Source organism: Streptomyces syringium (assembly GCF_017876625.1).
Taxonomy (GTDB): domain Bacteria; phylum Actinomycetota; class Actinomycetes; order Streptomycetales; family Streptomycetaceae; genus Streptomyces; species Streptomyces syringius.
Map to the genome: position 1 here is coordinate 2,690,935 of NZ_JAGIOH010000001.1, position 19,866 is coordinate 2,710,800.

General features: G+C 71.7%; 12 protein-coding genes. 10 read left to right on the forward strand and 2 right to left on the reverse strand.

Annotated features, from left to right (window positions below):
- Positions 1–54: 54 nt before the first annotated feature.
- Both JO379_RS11920 and JO379_RS11925 read right to left on the reverse strand, forming a co-directional pair.
- Entirely contained in the window at positions 55–576 is a 522-nt protein-coding gene (locus tag JO379_RS11920; RefSeq protein ID WP_130877772.1) for an FBP domain-containing protein, read from the reverse strand.
- 119 nt (positions 577–695) lie between these two features.
- Positions 696–8,324, reverse strand: coding sequence for a LamG-like jellyroll fold domain-containing protein (locus JO379_RS11925; RefSeq protein WP_209514889.1), 7,629 nt, complete (start codon positions 8,322–8,324; stop codon positions 696–698).
- A 274-nt stretch (positions 8,325–8,598) separates the two neighbouring features.
- Here JO379_RS11925 and JO379_RS11930 point away from each other — a divergent pair, with 274 nt between their 5' ends.
- From JO379_RS11930 to JO379_RS11975, 10 genes are all read left to right on the forward strand, one after another.
- Positions 8,599–9,795, forward strand: coding sequence for an ROK family transcriptional regulator (locus JO379_RS11930; protein ID WP_242626034.1), 1,197 nt, complete (start codon positions 8,599–8,601; stop codon positions 9,793–9,795).
- A gap of 57 nt (positions 9,796–9,852) precedes the next feature.
- The gene (locus JO379_RS11935) at positions 9,853–11,226 is read left to right on the forward strand and encodes an ABC transporter substrate-binding protein (RefSeq protein WP_209514891.1); all 1,374 of its coding nucleotides are present in this window, start codon (positions 9,853–9,855) and stop codon (positions 11,224–11,226) included.
- Between the two features lie 11 nt (positions 11,227–11,237).
- Complete coding sequence (locus tag JO379_RS11940; protein WP_130877774.1) at positions 11,238–12,191, forward strand: carbohydrate ABC transporter permease; 954 nt, start codon at positions 11,238–11,240, stop codon at positions 12,189–12,191.
- A 6-nt stretch (positions 12,192–12,197) separates the two neighbouring features.
- Entirely contained in the window at positions 12,198–13,049 is an 852-nt protein-coding gene (locus JO379_RS11945; RefSeq protein ID WP_209514892.1) for a carbohydrate ABC transporter permease, read from the forward strand.
- Between the two features lie 16 nt (positions 13,050–13,065).
- Complete coding sequence (locus tag JO379_RS11950) at positions 13,066–14,319, forward strand: 6-phospho-beta-glucosidase (RefSeq protein ID WP_209514895.1); 1,254 nt, start codon at positions 13,066–13,068, stop codon at positions 14,317–14,319.
- Positions 14,316–15,332, forward strand: a complete 1,017-nt coding sequence (locus JO379_RS11955; RefSeq protein WP_209514897.1) for an N-acetylglucosamine kinase — start codon at positions 14,316–14,318, stop codon at positions 15,330–15,332. The genes JO379_RS11950 and JO379_RS11955 overlap by 4 nt, the downstream gene beginning before the upstream one ends.
- A 452-nt stretch (positions 15,333–15,784) precedes the next feature.
- On the forward strand, positions 15,785–16,201 hold the full coding sequence (melC1, locus tag JO379_RS11960) for an apotyrosinase chaperone MelC1 (RefSeq protein WP_209514899.1): 417 nt from the start codon (positions 15,785–15,787) through the stop codon (positions 16,199–16,201).
- Between the two features lie 46 nt (positions 16,202–16,247).
- Positions 16,248–17,069 carry a tyrosinase MelC2 gene (gene melC2 / locus JO379_RS11965; RefSeq protein ID WP_130877779.1) on the forward strand — a complete coding sequence of 274 codons (822 nt, stop codon included), beginning with the start codon at positions 16,248–16,250 and terminating at the stop codon, positions 17,067–17,069.
- A gap of 311 nt (positions 17,070–17,380) precedes the next feature.
- Positions 17,381–18,760 carry a GlnX family signal transduction membrane protein gene (locus tag JO379_RS11970; RefSeq protein ID WP_209514901.1) on the forward strand — a complete coding sequence of 460 codons (1,380 nt, stop codon included), beginning with the start codon at positions 17,381–17,383 and terminating at the stop codon, positions 18,758–18,760.
- Positions 18,757–19,767 carry a glutamate ABC transporter substrate-binding protein gene (locus JO379_RS11975; protein WP_209514903.1) on the forward strand — a complete coding sequence of 337 codons (1,011 nt, stop codon included), beginning with the start codon at positions 18,757–18,759 and terminating at the stop codon, positions 19,765–19,767. Before JO379_RS11970 ends, JO379_RS11975 begins: the two co-directional genes overlap by 4 nt.
- Positions 19,768–19,866: the final 99 nt, after the last annotated feature.

Here is a 19,866-nt window from a genome sequence, read left to right on the forward strand (position 1 = left end):
ACTACTGCACGCACGGAAGCCGGGGCGGCTGCCCCGGCTTCCGTGCGTCCGGGCTCAGGCCCGGGCCGGCGCGTCCTCGACCCGGAAGACCTTGTCCAGGAACGCGTCCAGGTTCACGAGCGTGCGCGTGATCCGGTCCTCCACGTCCAGGGTCTCCTTGTAACGCATCGCGAGCAGCGGCTGCTTCTTGCCCCGCACGTACAGCGGGCAGGCCAAGTCCGCGCACATGTAGGCGCCGACGGTGTTGCCGTCGCGGCCGGCGGCGCCGACCTTGCGGGCGGCGAGCAGCGAGACCCCCGAGGCGACGTGCCCGGTCAGGCAGAGCGAGCACATCGTGGTCTTCATCATGCTCCGCGGGCCGCCCTGCGGGACGCGCAGCGTGACCCCCACCAGCTCCCCGGCCCGCTCGGCGACGATGTAGCCGCGGTCCGGGGCGCCCGGATCCCGCCAGCCCAGGAAGTCGAGGTCCGCCCAGGGGAGTTCGGCCAGTCCCCGGGGCAGGCTGAGCCGGCGCGCCTCCCCCTTGGAGCAGTTCACGAAGGAGGCACGTATGTCGTTCTCGCCGAGTGGTTCCATGGTGGTTGAAGCTAACACCGGCGGGGCCGGGACGTCGCATGATTTTTCCGGCCCTGGCGCCCTTGTGCCGGCCGTCCCGCCGACAGCGTGGATCCGTCGGCGGGACGTCGCTCAGCCGGTCAGCCCTCGACGCCGTAGTACTGCGCGAGGAAGCCCGTCACCTCCTCCGCGTGCGGGCTCAGCTCCGGCAGGTGCGTCGCGAGCGCGTCGCGCACCGCCCGGGAGAGCTCGGCCCGTCCGGTGGCCGCGCCCTTGACGTAGGGGTCCAGGCGCCGGACGAGCTCGTAGTTGCTCTCCACGTCCAGCTGCCGCATCGCCCGCTCCAGGGGCGCGGCCTCGGCGGCGGCGACGGGCGGCAGGAGCCGGCTGACGAAGGTGACGCGGTGCATCACCCGCCAGCACGGCGGCTTGCGGTCCGACTGGCGGGCCTGGCGCAGCGCGGCCGCGTTCGGGTCGGTGCCGCTCTCCAGCCAGGCCGGGTCGACGACCTTGTGGAAGAAGGTGTCGAAGTGCTCGGTGTCCTCGCCGAGGTAGAAGCTGAGGAACCGGTACGCGTCCACCTTGCCGGGTGCGTTGACGGGCTTGCCGTCGGCGTCGAAGACCGGCTTGCGGCCCGCGTCGTACTGCTGGACGTTGCCCGACGGCGAGCAGGTGACGTTGAGGCCGAAGGACCGGGTGGCCTCCTTGCCGCGCGCCCGGGTGGCGGTCATGCCGCCCCCGATGGAGGCGTCGAGCTGGGCGTTGATGCCGATGCCCATGACGTCGAAGGACGTGCCGAGGGAGGTGCCCACCGAGCCGGACAGCGAGTAGGAGCCCGAGGTGGTCTCGCTGACGGCGTCGGTGGTCTCGGTGGTCTCGGCGAAGAACCCGCCGTCCGCCGTCCACACATAGGTGTTGACCAGGTCGCGGCGTGAGAAGCCCGCACCGGTGGAGCTGCCGGCGGTCTCCCGCGCCGTGCCGGGCGCGGTGTCCCCGCCGATCGCACCGCCCAGGACCCGGCCCGCCCGCTCGGCGGTGGGGTCGGGTGCGTGGGTCTCGGTGGACACGGACTCGTAGTAGCCGCGCAGCCGCTGTTGCTCGCGCTGGATGCGCCGCTTGATGGCATAGGCCTCGCGCGGCTTGTAGTAGCTGTATTCGCCGTGGTCGCGGGCGGCGGTGTAGTCCGGGTCGAGGACCTTGCCGCGCTCGTCGAAGCCGACCGTGCCGTCGAGGGTGCCCTGCTTGGTGTAGCGGGGGTTGAGGGGGAAGGGAACGACGTTCCAGTCCTTGGGAATGTCGGGGTTGGGCTGGATGCGGTAGGCGACCAGGGCGCCGCTGTGCGCGAGCCGCAGCGCGAAGACGTCGGCGGTCTGGGACTGGACCAGGGCGAAGCCGGTGTTGACGGGGATGTAACGGCGGCCGAGGGCCGGGTTGAGGGGCCTCAGCGGGTCCTCCCAGCTGCCGGAGAGGTCGACCTTCAGGGAACGGGCGGTGTTCTCGCCCTGCGAGACGGCCGTCTCCTCGGCCCAGCTGTTGGAGAACTCCAGGCTGCCCCGGACACCCGCCGACACCTTCGCCTTCACCATCGACTTGGCGACACCGAAGCCGAGCGGTGCGGTGATCATCCACATGTCGACGTCGACCTCGTTCGACAGCGCGAAGCCGAACGCCGCGTCGACGCTGCGCTCCTTGGCCGACGACAGCGAGTGGACGACCTCCTCGGCCTCGGTGAACTCCACCGACGCGATGCCGTCGTAGGTCGAGCGGTCGGGGTCGACGGTGTTGGGCGTGAGGTTCTCCGACGGGACCGGCGGCGCGCCCTCGACATAGCCGACCAGCTGCGGGTCGAACTGCACCTGGCTGACCCACTCGCTCACCAGGTCACCGACCTTGTAGCCGGTGACCAGGTGCCAGCGGCCGTCCCGCAGATAGCCGTACGCCCGCTTCAGGACGCCGAACGCCTCGCCCTTGGCGGTGTACTGCATGTCGGCGTACTCGGCGACGGCCGGCGAACCGGAGACCGTCTCGTGGAAGGGGGTGCGCATCGCGGCGAGCGCCGAGCGGACCTGGGCGGTGTCGGTGGAGACCGGCGCCGTGGACAGGACCGCGGCGGGACGGGCGTCACCGCCGGACAGCGTCAGGTGGTTGCCGCGCAGCCCCTCGTCCCGTACAAGTTCCGCCGTGGTCTCGGTGGAGGCGGCGTCGAACGGCCAGTAGGCGATGAGGTCTTCCTTCTCGCCGCCCAGCCGGGTGAAGAGGTTGTCGAGGACCTGTTCCTGGGTGCGGGCCGTGCGCCAGATCCGCACCTCTTCGAGTACGCCGTCGAAGGCCTGGCCGGCCGTGCCGTCCTTGCGCCGGGCGCCGAGGGTGAGCTGGGCGTCGCCGTGGTCGGCGAAGTCCGCCGACTCCAGCGGGTCGCAGGCCACCGAGACGCCGTTGCGGTAGAGACGGAAGGCGCTGCCGCGCGGGTCGGGATTGCGGGTCCAGCGGGCACCGCGCAGCCGGAGGGCGTGCGAGCCGGTGGTGTCGGCGGCGGTGTTGCCCGCGTTCTCCTCGAACCGCCAGTGCGCCGTCAGGCCCCGGTCGCGGGTGGAGACGGGCGCGCCGAGCTGGGCGGCGTCGCGTGCCGCGCCCCACAGCCGGACCTCGGCGACGACGCCGGTGAAGGCGTGCGTCTCAAGGCCGTCCCGGGCCCGGCCGATGTCGAGCGTGCCGGTGTTGCCCTTGGGGCCGGGACCCTCGTAGCGGGCGGTGCCGGCCTCGCGGCCGTCGATGAAGAAGCGGACCTCCTGCCACTCCCGCATGTCCACGGACTCGACGAGCTCCACGGTCTGCTTGACCGGCTTGCCGTCCGCGCCGACGGTGGTGATCTCCTGGTTGCCCTTGCGCTCCTGCGTCGACCGGCCGCCCTTGCGGACGACACCGATCCGGTGGAACGTTCCGGCGGTCAGGGCCGCGGTGGAGGCGAGCCGGACGAGCTTGCCGCCCGGCTCCTCGAAGGCGAACTCCAGCGTCCCGTCGGGCAGGACGAGCAGCCGGTAGGGGACGCTGCCGCCGGAGCCGTCGGCGGCCCGGCCCTTGGAGAGCAGGCCCTGGGTGGTGCCGAGGGCGTCGACGCGGCAGAAGACCTCGATCGTGAGGTCGTCGGGGATGTCGAGGGCGTCGTTGTCGGGAGTCTCGAGGTACGCGCCGTCGGTCAGCTCGACGGCCCACGACTGCTCGTAGGCGGCGGCGAGGTGGGCCCATTCGCGCGGGGGGAAGGTGGCGCGGGTGGCGACGAGGCTGCCGCCGACGGCGGCGACGACGCGGTAGCCGGCGTCCGGGTCCGCCGCCGTGGACAGGGCGGCGGGCGCGGTGACGGGGCTGACGCCGCCCTTGAGGTACACGTGCCGGCCGTTGCCGGAGCGGTCCAGGACGCCCGGCTTCCCGGCCACCTGGGGTGCCGGTTCGGCGTAGGGCCAGTAGCCCATCAGGCCCGGCTCCTCGCCGGTCAGCCGCCGGTTCTTCATCCGCCGGACCTCGGCGGCGGTGCGGGCGGTGTCCCACAGCCGGACCTCGTCCGTCTCCACCTGCGCGTATTCGGGCACCCAGCCGGCGAAGGAGCTGCCGAAGCTGAAGTCACCGTTGCCGAGGTAGTGGCCCGACGCGACGCGCTTGCCCTCCTCGACGCCGTCCTTGTAGATCACCTGCTCCCGGGTGGCCGCGTCGTAGACGCAGGCCCAGTGGTGCCAGTCGGTGTCGTCGTTGCCGTGGTTGGTGGTGAGGTCGTCACCGTAGAACGCGAACGTGAAGGCGCTGGTGTCGCGGAAGCCGATGTGCAGGGATCCCCTCGTGGTGGCGTGCGAGGTCCCGTGGCCGATGATGTAGTGCGGCCGGTACTCCCACTCCGTCGTGCGCCGGGCCCAGAACTCCACCGTGAAGCTCTTGCCGGCGAGGTCGATGCTCTTCTCGGTGACGGCCACGCCGCTCTTGCCGTCGAAGGCCAGCGCGGGGGTCGCCACGGCGGTCGGGGCGAGGAGCCCCAGCGAGTACGGGACGTCGCCGGTGCGGGCGTGGACGATCCTGGCCGCGCCCGAGATCCGCTCGGGGTTGATCCACGCCTCCAGGGTCAGGTCGCGGGTCACCGCGGCCCGGTCCAGCTGCTCCTCCGGCAGGGTGAGGACGTTCCGCTGTCCGTCGAAGGAGTACGCCCGGCCCGGCTTGTCCGCGCGCCAGCGGCAGGCGTGCCCGGCGACCGGGTCGGCCACCTCGCCGAGCGGGATCTCCTGTGCCGCACCGGGGTCGGCGAACAGCAGGTGGGAGCCCGCGGACAGCGGAACACCGGGCCGGCTGGAGGAGGCGGAGCGGTGGTCGTAGCGCAGGCGCACGACCGCATCGCCCGGCTGCGGCTCGGGTCCGCCCTCACCGTCGCCCAGCCGGAGCGAGGTCGCTCCCGGCGCGTGGTCGGCTTCCGTGAGGTAGAGGTGGCCGCCGACCGTGACGGGCGTACGGGCGGGCAGGGCGCCGGACAGTGCCTCGGCGAGCTGGAGCACACCGCCGACGATGTCACCGGCCTTGCCGCCGGACAGGAGTCGCGTGGTGGCGTCGAACGACTTCACCGCGCCCACGGTGACGGGCGTCTCCGGCGCCCCGTTGACGATCGCGGCGAAGTCGGCGGCCCGGCGCGGCAGCCGCTTCCAGGTCTCGCGCTCCCCGTCCCGCTCGACGGTGAGGTCGCACAGGCCGGGCCCGTCGCCTTCGCTGACGCGGATCCGTACCGCGCCCAGGTCGGTGCCGGAGTCCCGGGCGGTGAAGGTGACGGCCGTGCCGTCGCCCGCCGTCAGACGCCGGGAGGAGCGGGCCACCACCGTGTCGTAGTAGGCGGCGAAGAACTGCCCGTTGGAGCCGCGGAAATACACCACGACGTTCCCGGTGGCGCTGTCCAGCAGGTGCGGCCGGTCGGCCGAGCGGGCGAAGGCCAGCAGGGCGCCGGAGCAGCTCAGACCGGTGCGGTCGAGGGAGAGCTGCGGCATGGGCAGCGCGATGTCGTCGGCGCCCTTGAGGCCGCCGGTCAGACGGGCGAGCTCCTCGCGGGCGGCGGCCAACTCGGCCTGGAGGGCGGCGATCTCGCGCTGCCGCTCGGCGAGCAGCTCGCGCTTGGGCCGGAGCTCGGCGAGCTGCGCATCGAGGGCCTCGACGCGCTTGACGGCGTCGGCGATGTCGGGGTGCCCGCCGTAGAGGGCGACCCGCTCCAGGATGATCAGCCCGGCGGCGTAGTCGGCCATCCCGGTGGTGTCGTGCTGGACGACGCGGTCGTCGAGCCGGTCGGGCGCGCAGACCGACTTCTCGCTGTTCCGGTTGGTCAGGAGGACGGAGCCGTCGCGCTGCTCGTAGATGCCGAAGAGGCTGTTCCAGGCGCCGGCTTCGCGCCGGTAGACGATGAGCGGGGTGTCGTTGTCCTTGCTCGCGCCCGAGACGTTGAGGTCCTTGCCCGTGTGGATGTTGCGCAGGTTGTAGAGCATGGAGCCGTTCCACCCGGACCCGGGCGGCATCTCGATGGACCACAGCGCCGACTTCGCGTCCTTGTCGGAGGTGCGGATCACCGGCGGGTAGTCGCCCTGCCCCTGGCCGTCGCCCTTGACCGCGAGGTACTGGTCCTTGCCGTTCCGGGTCACCCGGAAGCGCAGCCGGAGCGACCAGCCCGTGAAGTCCTGCGACCGGGTGTAGAAGAGCCCGCGCAGGCGCTCCAGCTCCGGTACGTCGGCGGTCTGCCGGGTGAGGTCGGCGGCCTCGGCCTCCTTGGCCGCGATCTCCCGGACCGTCTCCCGGATCCGGCCGTCCAGCTCACTGATCGTCTCCACGTCGGCGCTGCCGTCCGGCGCGGCGAGCACCGGCAGCGTCAGCTCGTCGGGGACCTGGGCGAGCCGCCCGTCGCGTCCCACGCCGAAGTCGACGGTGGCCAGGTACGACTCCTCGGAGGCCGCGCCGGTCTTCGGGTCGGGGCCACCGGTCGCGTACGAGAGCAGCACCCGGGCCTGCCGCTTGGCGGGCTTCGCGGCCCGGTCGTAGCCCGTGCTGGTGTCCTCCTGCTGGTGGTAGAGGACGGCGGACAGCCCGGAGACGGTCGTGCGGCCGGTCACCGCGAAGCTGTCGCGGCGTACGCCGGGGTGGTCGCCGATGGGCGCTTCGGACGCCACCCACCGCGGTGCGCCGACGAACGCGCCGTGGCGGGCGTGGTCCGTCTGGTCGTGCAGGCGGGTGCCGGAGCCCTCGTCGAAGCGGTAGTAGGCGATCAGGCCGGGGTCGTTGCCGATGAGGCGGACGCTCTTGTCACGCTCGATCTCGTCGGGGGTCCGGGCGCGGTCCCAGATCCGTACCTCGTCGAGTTCGGCGCGGGCGCCCTGGGCGAGGGCGCGGCCCAGCAGCAGGGCGCCGGTACCGGTGTAGCCGGAGCCCGTGGTGCGGCTGCCGGCCTGCTCGCCGTCGCGGTAGACGGTCTGCCGACGGGCCTCGTGGTCGTAGACGCAGGCCCAGTGGTGCCAGGAGGTGTCCGTGACCGGGCCGTCGACGTTGAGGTCCTCGGCGTAGAAGGCGAAGGTGAAGCGGTTGTCCTCGCGGAAACCGATGTGCAGGGACTTGAGCGGGCTGCCCGACTCGTCCCCGTGGCCGATCAGGAACTCCTGGCGGCCCGTCGCGGTGCGCCGCGCCCAGAACTCGACGGTGAAGTCGGTGCCGGCGAGCCGCGGTCCTTCGGGCACGCGCACATGGGCGTCGCCCTCGCCGAAGGCCAGCGCGGTCTCCGCGTGCCCCTCGGTGCTCACCACGGGAACCAGCGGCTGCCCGCTGAACGGGCAGGTGCCCGGCCCGCTCTCGTACACCGCGTCGCGGTAGGCGGCGTCGGGGCTGGTCCATGCCTGCGTGCCCTGGAGGTTGAACAGCCCGTCGCGGCCCTGCTCGATGTTGAAGGAGTCGATGCGGCCGGTGGCGTCGTTGTGCGCGAAGACCTGCCAGCGCTGCCGCCCGTGCACGGCGGTGGGGACGAGTAAGGCGGTGAAGCGCCCGCCGGAGAGGTTGCGGACGAACGACAGCTCCTGGGTCGGCTCGTGGAAGGGGCGGCCTTCCATGTCCGTGGTGCCGAGGCTGTCCTTGGCCGAGTCGGGGCGGGTCCTGTGGCGGCTGCGGCGGTAGCGGGCCTCCAGGACCGGCTTCAGTTCGCCGCCGACGAGCAGGAAGCGGTCGCAGAGCAGGGTGTCCGCCACCAGGGGCACCTTGGCGCCCTCGCGGTCCTTGACGTGGTCCGCGCGGTCCCCATCGCCGGAGGAGGCGCCGCCGGTGAGCTTGTGGACCGCGTCGGGGTGCGCCGCCCCGATGGACTGGCGCAGCACCACGATGTGCGTGCCGTCGGATATGGCGTGGAAGGGGGCGAGGGCGGTGAGCCTGGCCGTGGTGGACAGGAAGGGGTCCACCTCGTCCTCGTCCAGCCGCTCGCCGGGGGCGGCCTCCACCCTGCCGCCGCGCTTGACGGTCGGCAGCGCGGTGGCGCCGACGGCCGCGAAGCCCGCATCCGTGATCTCGGAGGGGAAACGCAGCGGGAGGGGGTTCTCCGACCAGTAGGCGGCGTCGAGTTCGCCCTTGGTCTCGTCGTGCCGCGCGAGGTCGAGCACGGTGTACACGAGCCGCCGCTGGTCGTCCATGGCCAGGGCCACGGTCGTGCCCTGGTGGCGCACCGTGGTGGTGTGGACGTAGGGGCGGTCGCTGTAGACCTTGAGCAGGTGGCTGTCGCCGGACAAAGGGTCTCCCTGGAAAGGACTCTGGCAGAGGGACCGGGCAGACGTCACCACACACCTCTGCCTCATGACACGCAGCGATCAAACGATTTCTCAAGGTAAAATCGCACGTCAAGAGGCGGATTCCGCCAGGGCGAACGGGCAGTTGGCCGGTTTCGGGGCCCGCGGCCGCGCGGCATGGTTATTGACGCCGTGTCGATCCGCGTCCTACCGTCCCACCCCAATAGGAAGGTTTCCTAACAGACTTTCCGAGACGTCGAAGGGCGGGTGCGAGGCCATGGCCCAGGCCCCCGGGACACCCCGCGTGCTGCGGGCCATGAACGACCGCGCCGCGCTCGATCTGCTCGTCACCCACGGCCCCCTCACCCGCACCCGGCTCGGCGAGCTGACCGGGCTGTCCAAGCCCACCGCCTCCCAGCTCCTCGGCCGGCTGGAGGCCGGCGGGCTGGTCGTGTCGTCCGGGAGCGTCACGGGCCGGCCCGGCCCCAGCGCCCGGCTGTACGAGGTGAACCCGGCCATCGCGCACGTGGCCGCGCTCGCCGCCGACGAGAACGGGATCACCGCGGCCGTCGCGGACATCACCGGCCGCGTCGTCGGCGAACACCACATCGAGGCCGACGCCCTCGCCGAGGAGGTGCGGACCCGGACACCCGCCCTGGTGGCCGAGGCCGTGGCCGGGGCGCTACGGGGCGCGGGCCTCGGGTGGGACGCGCTGCACCGCACGGTCATCGGCACGCCCGGCGCGCTCGACCCCCGCACCGGGACCCTGCGCTACGCCCCGCACCTGCCGGGCTGGCACGCGCGCACGCTCCGCGGCGAACTCGCCGAGGCGCTCGGCACGCCCGTCGTCATCGAGAACGACGTCAATCTCGCCGCCGTCGCCGAACAACACGGCGGTGCCGCCCGGGGCTTCGACGACTTCGTGCTGCTGTGGGCCGACGAGGGCGTGGGCGCGGCCGTCGTGCTGGGCGGGAAGCCACTGCGGGGGGCGACCGGCGGCGCGGGCGAGGTCGGCTACATGCCGCTGCCCGGCGCGCCGCTCGCGCGCGGCGGACCGGAGGCCACGACCGGCCCGGACGGGGGCGGCGGCTTCCAGATGCTCGTCAGCTCACCCGCCGTGCTCGAACTCTCCCGTACCTACGGCATCGACGCCCGCACCGCCCCCGAGGCGCTGGCCCGGGCGGCCGCCGTGCCGGGCACCGGTGACAACGTCCTCACCGATCTGGCCCGGCGCATCGCCCTCGGGCTCGCGGCCGTGGTCGCGGTCGTCGACCCCGCGCTCGTGGTGCTGTCGGGCGAGGTGTGCCGGGCCGGCGGGGAGCGGCTGCGCGAGCTGGTGGGGGCGGAGATGTCCGGACTGGCCCTGCCCCGGCCGGAGTTGCGGCTGAGCACCGTCGAAAGCGCCCCGATTCTGAACGGCGCGCTCCTGACCGCGCTCACCGCCACCCGCGACACCGTCTTCGACACCGCCTGACCGCGCGTGTTCCTTCTCGTCCCCTCCCTCCTCCCCCGCAGTGAAAGGAGTCCCGCCATGCCGCGCCCACGAAGCCGAATACGCAGCCGGGCACACCACCTGACGGAGCCGGTGCGCCCCGCCGCGTTACTCCTCACCGCGGTGCTTCTCCTGGCGGGCTGCGCCAATCCGTCCACCGGCAGCGACAAGGACGACCCGAAGGCGCCCGTCACGCTGAAGTTCTGGCACGGATGGTCGGAGAAGAAGGAAGTCAAGGCGATCGACGAGTCGATCGCCCGGTTCGAGAAGCTGCACCCCAATATCCGGGTGAAGTCCACCGGGAACGTCACCGACGCGACCGTGAACCAGGCCCTGCGGGCGGGTGGCGGCGATGCCCCCGACGTCGTGTCGTCCTTCACCACGAACAACGTCGGCCAGTACTGCTCGTCGGGCATGTGGGTCGACCTCGACCCGTTCATGAGGAAGACCGGCCTGGACAAGAAGGCGGTCTTCCCGAAAACCCTGCTGGATTACACCGCTTACCAGGGCAGGCAGTGCGCGCTGCCGCTCCTCGCGGACGCCTACGGCATGTACTACAACGTGGACGCGTTCGAGCAGGCGGGCATCAGCCGGCCGCCGCGGACCCTGTCCGAGTTCAAGCGCGCCGCCGTCAAACTCACCGAGCGGACCAAGGGCGGCTCGTACCGGCGGGTGGGCTTCATGCCCAATTACAGGCTGTACGAGAACAAACCGGACCGGCTCTTCGCCCAGTGGGGGCCCACGTACTTCGATGCCGACGGCAAGTCCCGGCTCGCCGAGGGCACGGCGGCGAAGGAGTTCCTCACCTTCCAGCGGGACCTGATCACCGCGCTCGGCGGATACGGGCCGCTGGAGGAATTCCGTACCACCTTCGGTGACGAGATGTCCTCACAGAACGCCTTTGTGACCGGCAAGCTCGCCATGCATCTGGACGGCGAATGGCGCGGGCTGATGCTGGAGGACGCCAAGCCCCGGTTCCGGTGGGCCACCGCGCCCCTGCCGGTGCCCGACGACAAGGCCGACACCTACGGGCGCGGCTATCTGACCGGCACCGTCGCCGGTATCGCGCACAGCAGCAAGCACCAGAACGCCGCCTGGGAGCTGGTGCGATTCCTGACCGCCGACACCGATCAGGTCGTCACCTTCGCCAACGCCATGCGCAATGTGCCCTCGACCAAGGCCGCGCTCGCCTCACCGAGGCTGGACCGTGACCCCGCCTTCGCCACTTTCCTCGACATCGCCCGCAATCGTCACAGCGTCGGCATGCCACCGTCCGTCAACGGCGGGCAGTACATCATCACGTTCACGGACTTCGCCTATGACGTCGAGTCCGGAAAGGTCCGCGACCTCACCAAGGGGCTGCGCGCACTCGACCGGCAGATAGACAACGACACCCTCCAGTCCCAGGATTGACGGAGTCCGCCATGGCCCCCCGGCACCCCGCACCCGCACTGCGGCGCAAGCACCGCCGCGCACGGCTGCGCACCCTCGCTTTCCTCTCCCCCTGGCTGGTCGGTTTCGGCGTCTTCTTCGCCTATCCCCTCCTCGCCACCGTCTATTTCTCCTTCATGCACTACAACCAGATCGAGGCCCCCACCTTCGTGGGCCTGCGGAACTGGACGTACGTGCTCGGGCAGATGCCGCTGTTCGGTCCCGCCCTGTGGAACACCCTCTGGCTCGTGGTCGTGATGGTCGCCCTGCGCGTCGTCTTCGGCCTCGGCATCGGGCTGCTCGTCACGAAAATCAAGTCCGGCGTCGGGCTCTTCCGCACGCTCTTCTACCTCCCTTATCTGGCCCCTCCGGTGGCCGCGACCGTCGCCTTCGTCTTCCTCCTCAACCCGGGCACGGGACCGGTCAACGAGGTCCTCTCCGCCATCGGCGTCTCCGCGCCCAACTGGTTCAACGATCCGGACTGGGCGAAGCCCTCGCTGGTGATGCTCTCGCTGTGGGGCATCGGGGATCTGATGGTGATCTTCATGGCGGCCCTGCTGGACGTGCCCAAGGAGCAGTACGAGGCCGCCGAGCTGGACGGTGCGGGCGCCTTGGCGAAGTTCCGCTACGTCACCTGGCCGTCCATCACCCCGATCGTGATGTTCGCGGTCGTGACCGGCGTCGTACAGACCATGCAGTACTACACCCAGGCGCTCGTGGCCGGAAAACTCGCCTCCGGCGTCAGTGTCGGACCGGGCTCGAGCATCCAGCCCGGCTACCCCGACCACAGCACCCTCACCGTGCCGCAGCTCATCTACTCGCTCGGCTTCCAGAACTTCAACACCGGGGCCGCGTGTGTGCTCTCGCTCGTGCTCTTCGCCATCGCGATGGCCGTGACCTCGCTCCTGATGCGCAAAAGCGCCGGCCTGCAGACGGCGGAGGACTGAGCCGACATGAACACCACCGCCCGCGCCCGCACGCGCACCCGTGCCCTGCACTGGATCGCCGTGCACATCACCGCCGTCACCGTCGCGCTCTTCTTCGTCCTGCCCTTCGTCTTCGTCCTGCTGACCTCGGTCATGAGCGACGAACAGGCGATGAGCGGTGAGCTGTGGCCTCACGAGTGGCAGTGGTCCAACTACGCGGAGGTCTTCCGCACCCCCGGCTTCCTCGACTGGTGGAAGAACTCACTGATCTACGCGGGACTGGGCACGCTCTTCACCGTGTGCTCCTCGATCCCGGTCGCCTACGCGCTCGCCAAGTTCCGCTTCCGCGGGCGCCGCACGGCGATGACCCTCGTCATCGCGACGATGATGCTGCCGCCGCAGGTCATCGTCGTACCGATGTACCTGGTGTGGGCGCAGCAGCTGCATCTGTCGGGGTCGCTGTGGCCACTGATCATCCCGCTGGCGTTCGGCGACGCGTACTCCATCTTCCTGCTGCGGCAGTTCCTGCTGACCATCCCCACCGAATACCTGGAGTCCGCGAGGATCGACGGCTGCGGGGAGCTGCGCACCCTGCTGCGCGTCGTCGTCCCCATGGCGAAGCCGGGCATCGCGGCGATCGCGCTCTTCCAGTTCTTCTCCTGCTGGAACGACTACTTCGGGCCGCAGATCTACGCGGCGCAGAACCCGGGCGCCTGGACCCTGTCCTACGGCCTGGAGTCCTTCAAAAGCGCGCACAGCGTCGACTGGAACCTGACCATGGCGGCGACGCTGCTGGTCATGGCCCCGGTCATCCTCGTTTTCTTCTTCGCTCAGAAGGCCTTCGTCGAAGGCGTCACTCTCACCGGAGTAAAGGGCTGATGTCCATGAGGCTCGTATGAAGCTCGCCGTGGTCGGCGGAGGCTCGACCTACACCCCCGAACTCGTCGACGGCTTCGCCCGGCTGCGGGACGTGCTGCCGCTGACGGAACTCGTCCTGGTCGACCCGGCCGCGGACCGGCTGGAGCTGGTCGGCGGGCTCGCCCGGCGGATCTTCGCCAAGCAGGGCCACCCCGGCCGGATCTCCTGGACCTCCGACCTGGACGCGGGCGTCGACGGCGCCGACGCCGTCCTGCTCCAGCTGCGGGTGGGCGGGCAGGCGGCCCGGCAGCAGGACGAGACGTGGCCGCTGGAGTGCGGCTGCGTCGGGCAGGAGACGACGGGCGCGGGCGGCCTCGCCAAGGCGCTGCGCACGGTGCCGGTGGTGCTCGACATCGCCGAGCGGGTCCGGCGGCGCAATCCGGACGCCTGGATCGTGGACTTCACCAACCCCGTCGGGATCGTCACCCGGGCCCTGCTGACCGCCGGGCACCGGGCCGTCGGGCTGTGCAATGTGGCCATCGGCTTCCAGCGGAAGTTCGCGGCCCTGCTCGGCGTCTCCCCCCAGGACGTCGCTCTGGAGCACGTCGGGCTGAACCACCTCACCTGGGAACGGTCGGTGCGGGTCGGGGAGGAGGACGTGCTGCCCGAGCTGATCGCCGAGCACGGCGAGGCGATCGCGGCCGATCTGCGCATGCCGCGCGCCCTGCTGGAGCGGCTCGGCGTCGTGCCCTCGTACTACCTGCGCTACTTCTACCAGCACGACGTCGTCGTCCGGGAGCTGAGGACCGGCCCCTCCCGGGCCGCGGAGGTGGCCGAGATGGAGCGGCGGCTGCTGGCCCTGTACGGCGACCCCGCCCTGGACGAGAAGCCGGAGCTGCTGGCCAAGCGGGGTGGCGCCTTCTACTCGGAGGCCGCCGTCGCGCTGACCTCGTCCCTGCTGCGCGACACCGGTGACGTCCAGGTGGTCAACACCTTCAACAACGGCACGCTGCCCTTCCTCCCCGACGACGCGGTCATCGAGGTACCCGCCTCGGTGGACGCGCGCGGCGCGCACCCGCTGCCGGTACGGCCGGTGGAACCACTCTTCGCGGGGCTGATCGGGCACGTCACGGCGTACGAGCGGCTGGCGCTGGAGGCGGCGGTCGAGGGCGGCCGCGACCGGGTGTTCGAGGCGCTGCTCGCGCACCCGCTGGTGGGCCAGATCGAGTACGCGGACCGGCTGACCGACGACCTTCTCGCACACAACCGGGAGCACCTCGCGTGGGCATGAGCAAGCAGACGGAACCGGCCTCCCCGGCGGCCGTCCCCGGGGCCGTGCTGGCCATCGACGCCGGCAACAGCAAGACCGACGTGGCCGTGGTGGCCACCGACGGCACGGTCCTCGGCCAGGCGCGCGGCGGGGGCTTCCAGCCGCCGGTCGTGGGCACCGAGCAGGCGGTGGCGATACTCGTGCCGCTCGTCGCCGAGGCCGCGTCCCGGGCGGGGCTGACCGGGCCGTTGCGGGTGGACCACGTCCAGGCCTGTCTGGCCAACGCCGATCTGCCCGTGGAGGAGCGGCGGCTCTCCGAGGAGATCGCCGCCTACGGGTGGGGGCATTCGGTCACCGTCGCCAACGACACCTTCGCCCTGCTGCGGGCGGGCCTGCCCGACGAGGGCGAGCCGACGGGCGTCGCCGTCGTCTGCGGCGCGGGCATCAACTGCGTGGGGCTGGCCCCGGGCGGCCGCATCGCCCGCTTCCCCGCGATCGGCCGGCTCTCCGGCGACTGGGGCGGCGGCGGGCACCTGGCGGACGAGGCGCTGTGGTGGGCCGCGCGGGCCCACGACGGCCGGGGCGAGGCGAGCGCGCTGGCCCACGCCGTGCCCGCACACTTCGGGCTGCCGGACATGGCGGCGCTGATCGAGGCGCTGCACCTGGGCGGGGTGTCGGCCGCGCGCCGCCAGGAGCTGACCCCGCTGCTGTTCGCGGTGGCCGCCGACGGCGACGCGGTCGCCCGGGCGATCGTCGCCCAGCAGGCGCGGGAGATCGTCACCATGGCCGCCGTCGCGCTGGCCCGGCTGGAGCTGCTGGAGGCCGAGGTGCCCGTCGTGCTGGGCGGCGGCGTCCTGGCGGCCCGGCACTCCCTGCTGCTCGACGAGATCGAGGAGCTGCTGGCGGAGCGTGCTCCGGCGGCCCGGCCGGTGGTCGTCACGGCGCCGCCGGTGCTGGGCGCGGCGCTGCTGGCACTCGACCACGTCGGGGTACCGGACGCCGCCCACAACCGATTGCGTGCCCACTACACGTAGGCGCGTGCATACGGCACGTAGTAACACCCGAAGCCGACCCCGGACAAGATCACCCACATCGTCGCCACCGGCGCCGCGGAGGCCGTACCCCACGGCCGGGAACCGCCTCGCCGGTGGCGACTTTCACGCCAGCTTCACACCGTGAGGGGCGTCACCCCGGACACCCCCGTACCGCAAAACGTCCCATCAAGATCATTCCGTTGGGACTTTTTTCCTGACACCGCGTCAACAGCGCAATGCGGCAACAATTCCTCTCTTCCCGCTTGTTGACCCTTCATATACCCAATGTCCACATTCCGCTTATCCGTTTCACCCCCTTCTCGGTGGTCATGCGAGCATCCGGCTCCGCATGGATGAGTCACGAAATACGACAAGCAACCGCCGCCCAAAGGGCGTTGCGGTGCATTCGTGACAAACCCTGCTCCTGATCATTCGTCCCCAGGGGTTCACGCATGTCGTCCAACGTCAATCGCCGTCTTGTGCTCAGAGGAACCGCCGTGGCCGTCGCGGGAGCGGCCCTGGCCGTTCCGGGCGTGCTCGCCGGCACCGGCACCCTCGCCCAGGCCGCCTCGACCACCGACCACTCCGGTCACGGCGGCCCCGCCACCCCTGGCGGGCCCGTGCCGTTCGACGAGCTCTACCAAGGGCGTCGCATCGTGGGCAAGGCCGCCGAGGGCGGCCACGGTGCCCACCACGGCGGCGGCTTCACCGTCTCGATCGACGGCAAGGAACTGCACCTGATGCGGGACGCCGACGGCACCTACATCAGCGTCATCAACCACTACGAGACCTACGCCGACCCGCGCGCCGTGGCCCGTGCCGCCGTGGACAAGCTGCGCGGCGCGACGCTCGTCCCGATCGCCACCTGATCCGCCTGCCACTCCCCAGCCCCTCCCCGAAAGGAACACGACCCCCATGGCAGTGCGCAAGAACCAGGCGAGCCTGACCGCCACCGAGAAGCGCAATTTCGTCAACGCCCTGCTGGAGCTCAAGAAGAGCGGGCGCTACGACGGCCTCGTCCGGACGCACAACCAGTTCATCATGAGCGACACCGACAACGGGGACCGCGTGGGCCACCGCTCGCCCTCCTTCCTCCCCTGGCACCGGCAGTTCCTCATCCAGTTCGAGAAGGAGCTCCAGACCGTCGACGCCTCGGTGACGCTCCCCTACTGGGACTGGACCGTCGACCGCACCACCACCGCCTCGATCTGGGGCGCGGACTTCCTCGGGGGCAACGGCCGCCCCCGCGACGCCCAGGTGACCACCGGGCCCTTCGCCTACAGCGGCGGCAAGTGGCCCATCACCGTGAACGTCGACAGCCGCCCGTACCTCCAGCGGGAGATGGGCGCCGGCGTCGCGCAGCTGCCCACCAGGGCCGAGGTCGACTCCGTCCTCGCCATGGCCACCTACGACATGGCCCCCTGGAACAGCTCCTCGAACGGCTTCCGCAACCACCTCGAAGGGTGGCGCGGGGTCAACCTCCACAACCGGGTGCACGTATGGATGGGCGGCCAGATGTCCTCCGGTGTCTCGCCGAACGACCCGGTCTTCTGGCTGCACCACTGCTTCATAGACAAGCTGTGGACGGAGTGGCAGCGCGCCCACCCCACCTCGACGTACCTCCCGGCGGCCGGCACCGCCAACGTCGTGGACCTGGGCGACACCATGCGCCCCTGGAACAACGTCACCCCGGCCGACATGCTCGACCACACCCGCTTCTACACCTACGACCGCTGACGGCCCGTAGGCCGTCCCCCGCGTCACCGCCCGCCCCTTCGGCCCCCCGGCCGGAGGGGCGGGCGCGGCTGTGCGGCGCGGGCGCGGGAGGCGGCCCGGGAACCGGACGCGGAGCGCTCGCGTGGAGAGGAGGAGGGAACGAGCGCAGATGCGCCTACGGGAACGGCTCGGCACCACCGACCAAGATCGCGATCTGAACAAGATCGATGCGTTACCGGTGTTTTTGTCAGTTCCTGCGGCCATACTGCTGGCCGGGCATCCGTACCCCGCCGACGGGCGGAGGGTGTCCCGGCGACCGAGGGGGAGGTCTCGTGTCATACCCGCAGCCGACCGGCGGCGTCCCGGGTCCGGTACCCGGGCGTACGGCATGGCGCGAGGGGCTCGACCGACTACGGGCCGCGGCGGTCACCGAGCCGGGCCGGCTGCGCGGCATCGGGGCGGTGCTGGCCGGGCTGCTGATCGTCTTCGGGGCGGTCACCGCCTGGCAGGTCGACGACCGGGTGGCGGCCTCGGACGCCGTGGTCGGCAACAGCCAGCCGCTGAGCGCCGACGCCGCGGACATCTACCGCTCGCTCGCCGACGCCGACACCACCGCCGCAAGCGGCTTCCTCGCCGGTGGCCAGGAGCCGCACGCGGTCCGGCGGAGATACGAGAAGGACATCGCCCTGGCGTCCGGACTGCTGGTCAAGGCCGCGGCCAATACCGAGGGCTCTGCCTCCGCACGTGAGCAGATAGCGAAGCTCAACGAACAACTTCCGCAGTACACCGGTCTGGTGGAGTCGGCCCGCGCCAACAACCGTCAGGGACTTCCGCTCGGCGGCGCCTATCTGCGCTACGCGGGCGACCGCATGCGCGAGGAGCTGCTGCCCGCCGCCCGCCGGCTCTACGAGGCGGAGACCGGCCGGCTCGGCGCGGACTACGACGACGCAGAGCGCTGGCCCTGGGCCGCCCTCGGCACCGGGGTGCTGGCCCTCGCGGCGCTCGGCTGGGCCCAGCGCCGCGAATATCTGCGCACCAACCGCGTCTTCAACCACGGCCTGCTCGGCGCGAGTGCCGCCACCACGGTCGTGCTGCTGTGGCTGGTCGTCGGGCACGGCGTGGCCCGCGCGGAGCTGCGGGACTCCTCCGCGCACGGCGCCCAGTCCCTCCAGGTGCTCAACGAGGCCCGTATCGCCTCCCTCCAGGCCCGGGGCGACGAGAACCTCACCCTCGTGGCACGCGGCGCCGTGCTCACCCCGGGCGGCGACGACGCCTACGAGGCGAGCTACCGCGCGGGCATGCGCCGACTCGTCGGCGGGGACCGGGGCGCACCCGAGCGCGGCACCCTGCTGGAGCGGGCCCGGTCCCTCGCCGACGACTCCGCGGGCGGCGACCCGGTCGACAAGGCGATCGAGGACGTCCGCCGGTGGCAGCAGCGGCACGGCGAGGCCCGCACCGCCGACGACGGCGGGAACTACGAGCAGGCCCTGCCGAAGGTGATCGGCGAGCGGGGCAGCACGGGCGAGTCCTTCGACCGGGTGGACGACGCGCTGCGCCGGGCGCTGGCCCACGAGCAGGGCGAGTTCCGCCGCGCGGCGGACGACGGGCGCGGGGCGCTCGCGGGGCTGACGGCGGGCGCCGCCGTGCTGGCCGTGCTGGGGGCGGCGGGCGCGGTGCTCGGCATCGGCCGCAGGCTGTCGGAGTACCGATGACACGGGGAGGCGGGGCGTTGACGACACGATACGGAGCCCGGCGCGGGACCACCGCTTGGGCCGTGACGGCGGCCGTGTGCGCGCTGGCCGCCGCGGCGGCGCTGCTGGTGCCCGGCCCGGCCGGGGCCGACGGCGGCCGGGGCGGCGCGCACCGGGCGGACCGGGCGGCGGCCGGCCCCCGGGTCCCGGAGGCCGCAGCGAAGTGCCAGGACCCCGAGGCCAGCCTCCGGCCCGCGGGCGGCGCGGACGGCCCGGCCGCGCAGCGGATCAAGAACCGCGGCCGGCTGATCGCGGGCGTCGACCAGAACAGCTTCCGCTGGGGCTACCGCGACCCGGCCAACGGCCGGCTGAGCGGCTTCGACATCGACCTCGTACGGGCCGTCGCCAAGGCCGTCCTGGGCGACGCCGACAAGGTCACCTTTCTCGCGATACCCACGAACCAGCGCATACCCGCCCTGGAAAAGGGCAAGGTGGACATCATCGCCCGCACGATGACCATCAACTGTGACCGGATCAAGCAAGTCGCCTTCTCCACCGCCTATTTCGAAGCGGGTCAGCAGGTGCTGGCCCCCAAAGACTCACCGATCAAGGCATTCGACGACACTTTGAAGGGGAAGAAGGTCTGTACGGCCAAGGGATCCACGGGGGAGAGCGAGCTGACCAATGAATCGCACGGCGCCCAGGTGCTGACCGTGCCCAATCAGCTCGACTGCCTGGTGCGGCTCCAACTCGGCCGGGTGGACGCGGTGATCACCGACAACGCCCTGGCGGCCGGGCAGGCGGCCCAGGACCCGTCGCTGCGGCTCGTCGGTAAACCGTTCACCACCGAACCGTACGGCGTGGCGATGAATCTCCGGGACTCCGACCTGGTACGCCGGGTCAACGAGGTTCTGGAGGAGTACCGCCGCGGCGGCACCGCCAGTGCGTGGATGCGGGCCTACGAGAAGTGGCTCGCCCATGAACTCCCGGGCATCACCGGCCCACCAGTGCCCAAGTACAAGGACTGACAGGCACGGCGCACACCGGGCCGGAAGGGACCAGCGGGCCCGAGGACACGGGCCGGACGCCTTCGGGGGAACCCCACGGGGGCGGGAGCAGCAGCGGAC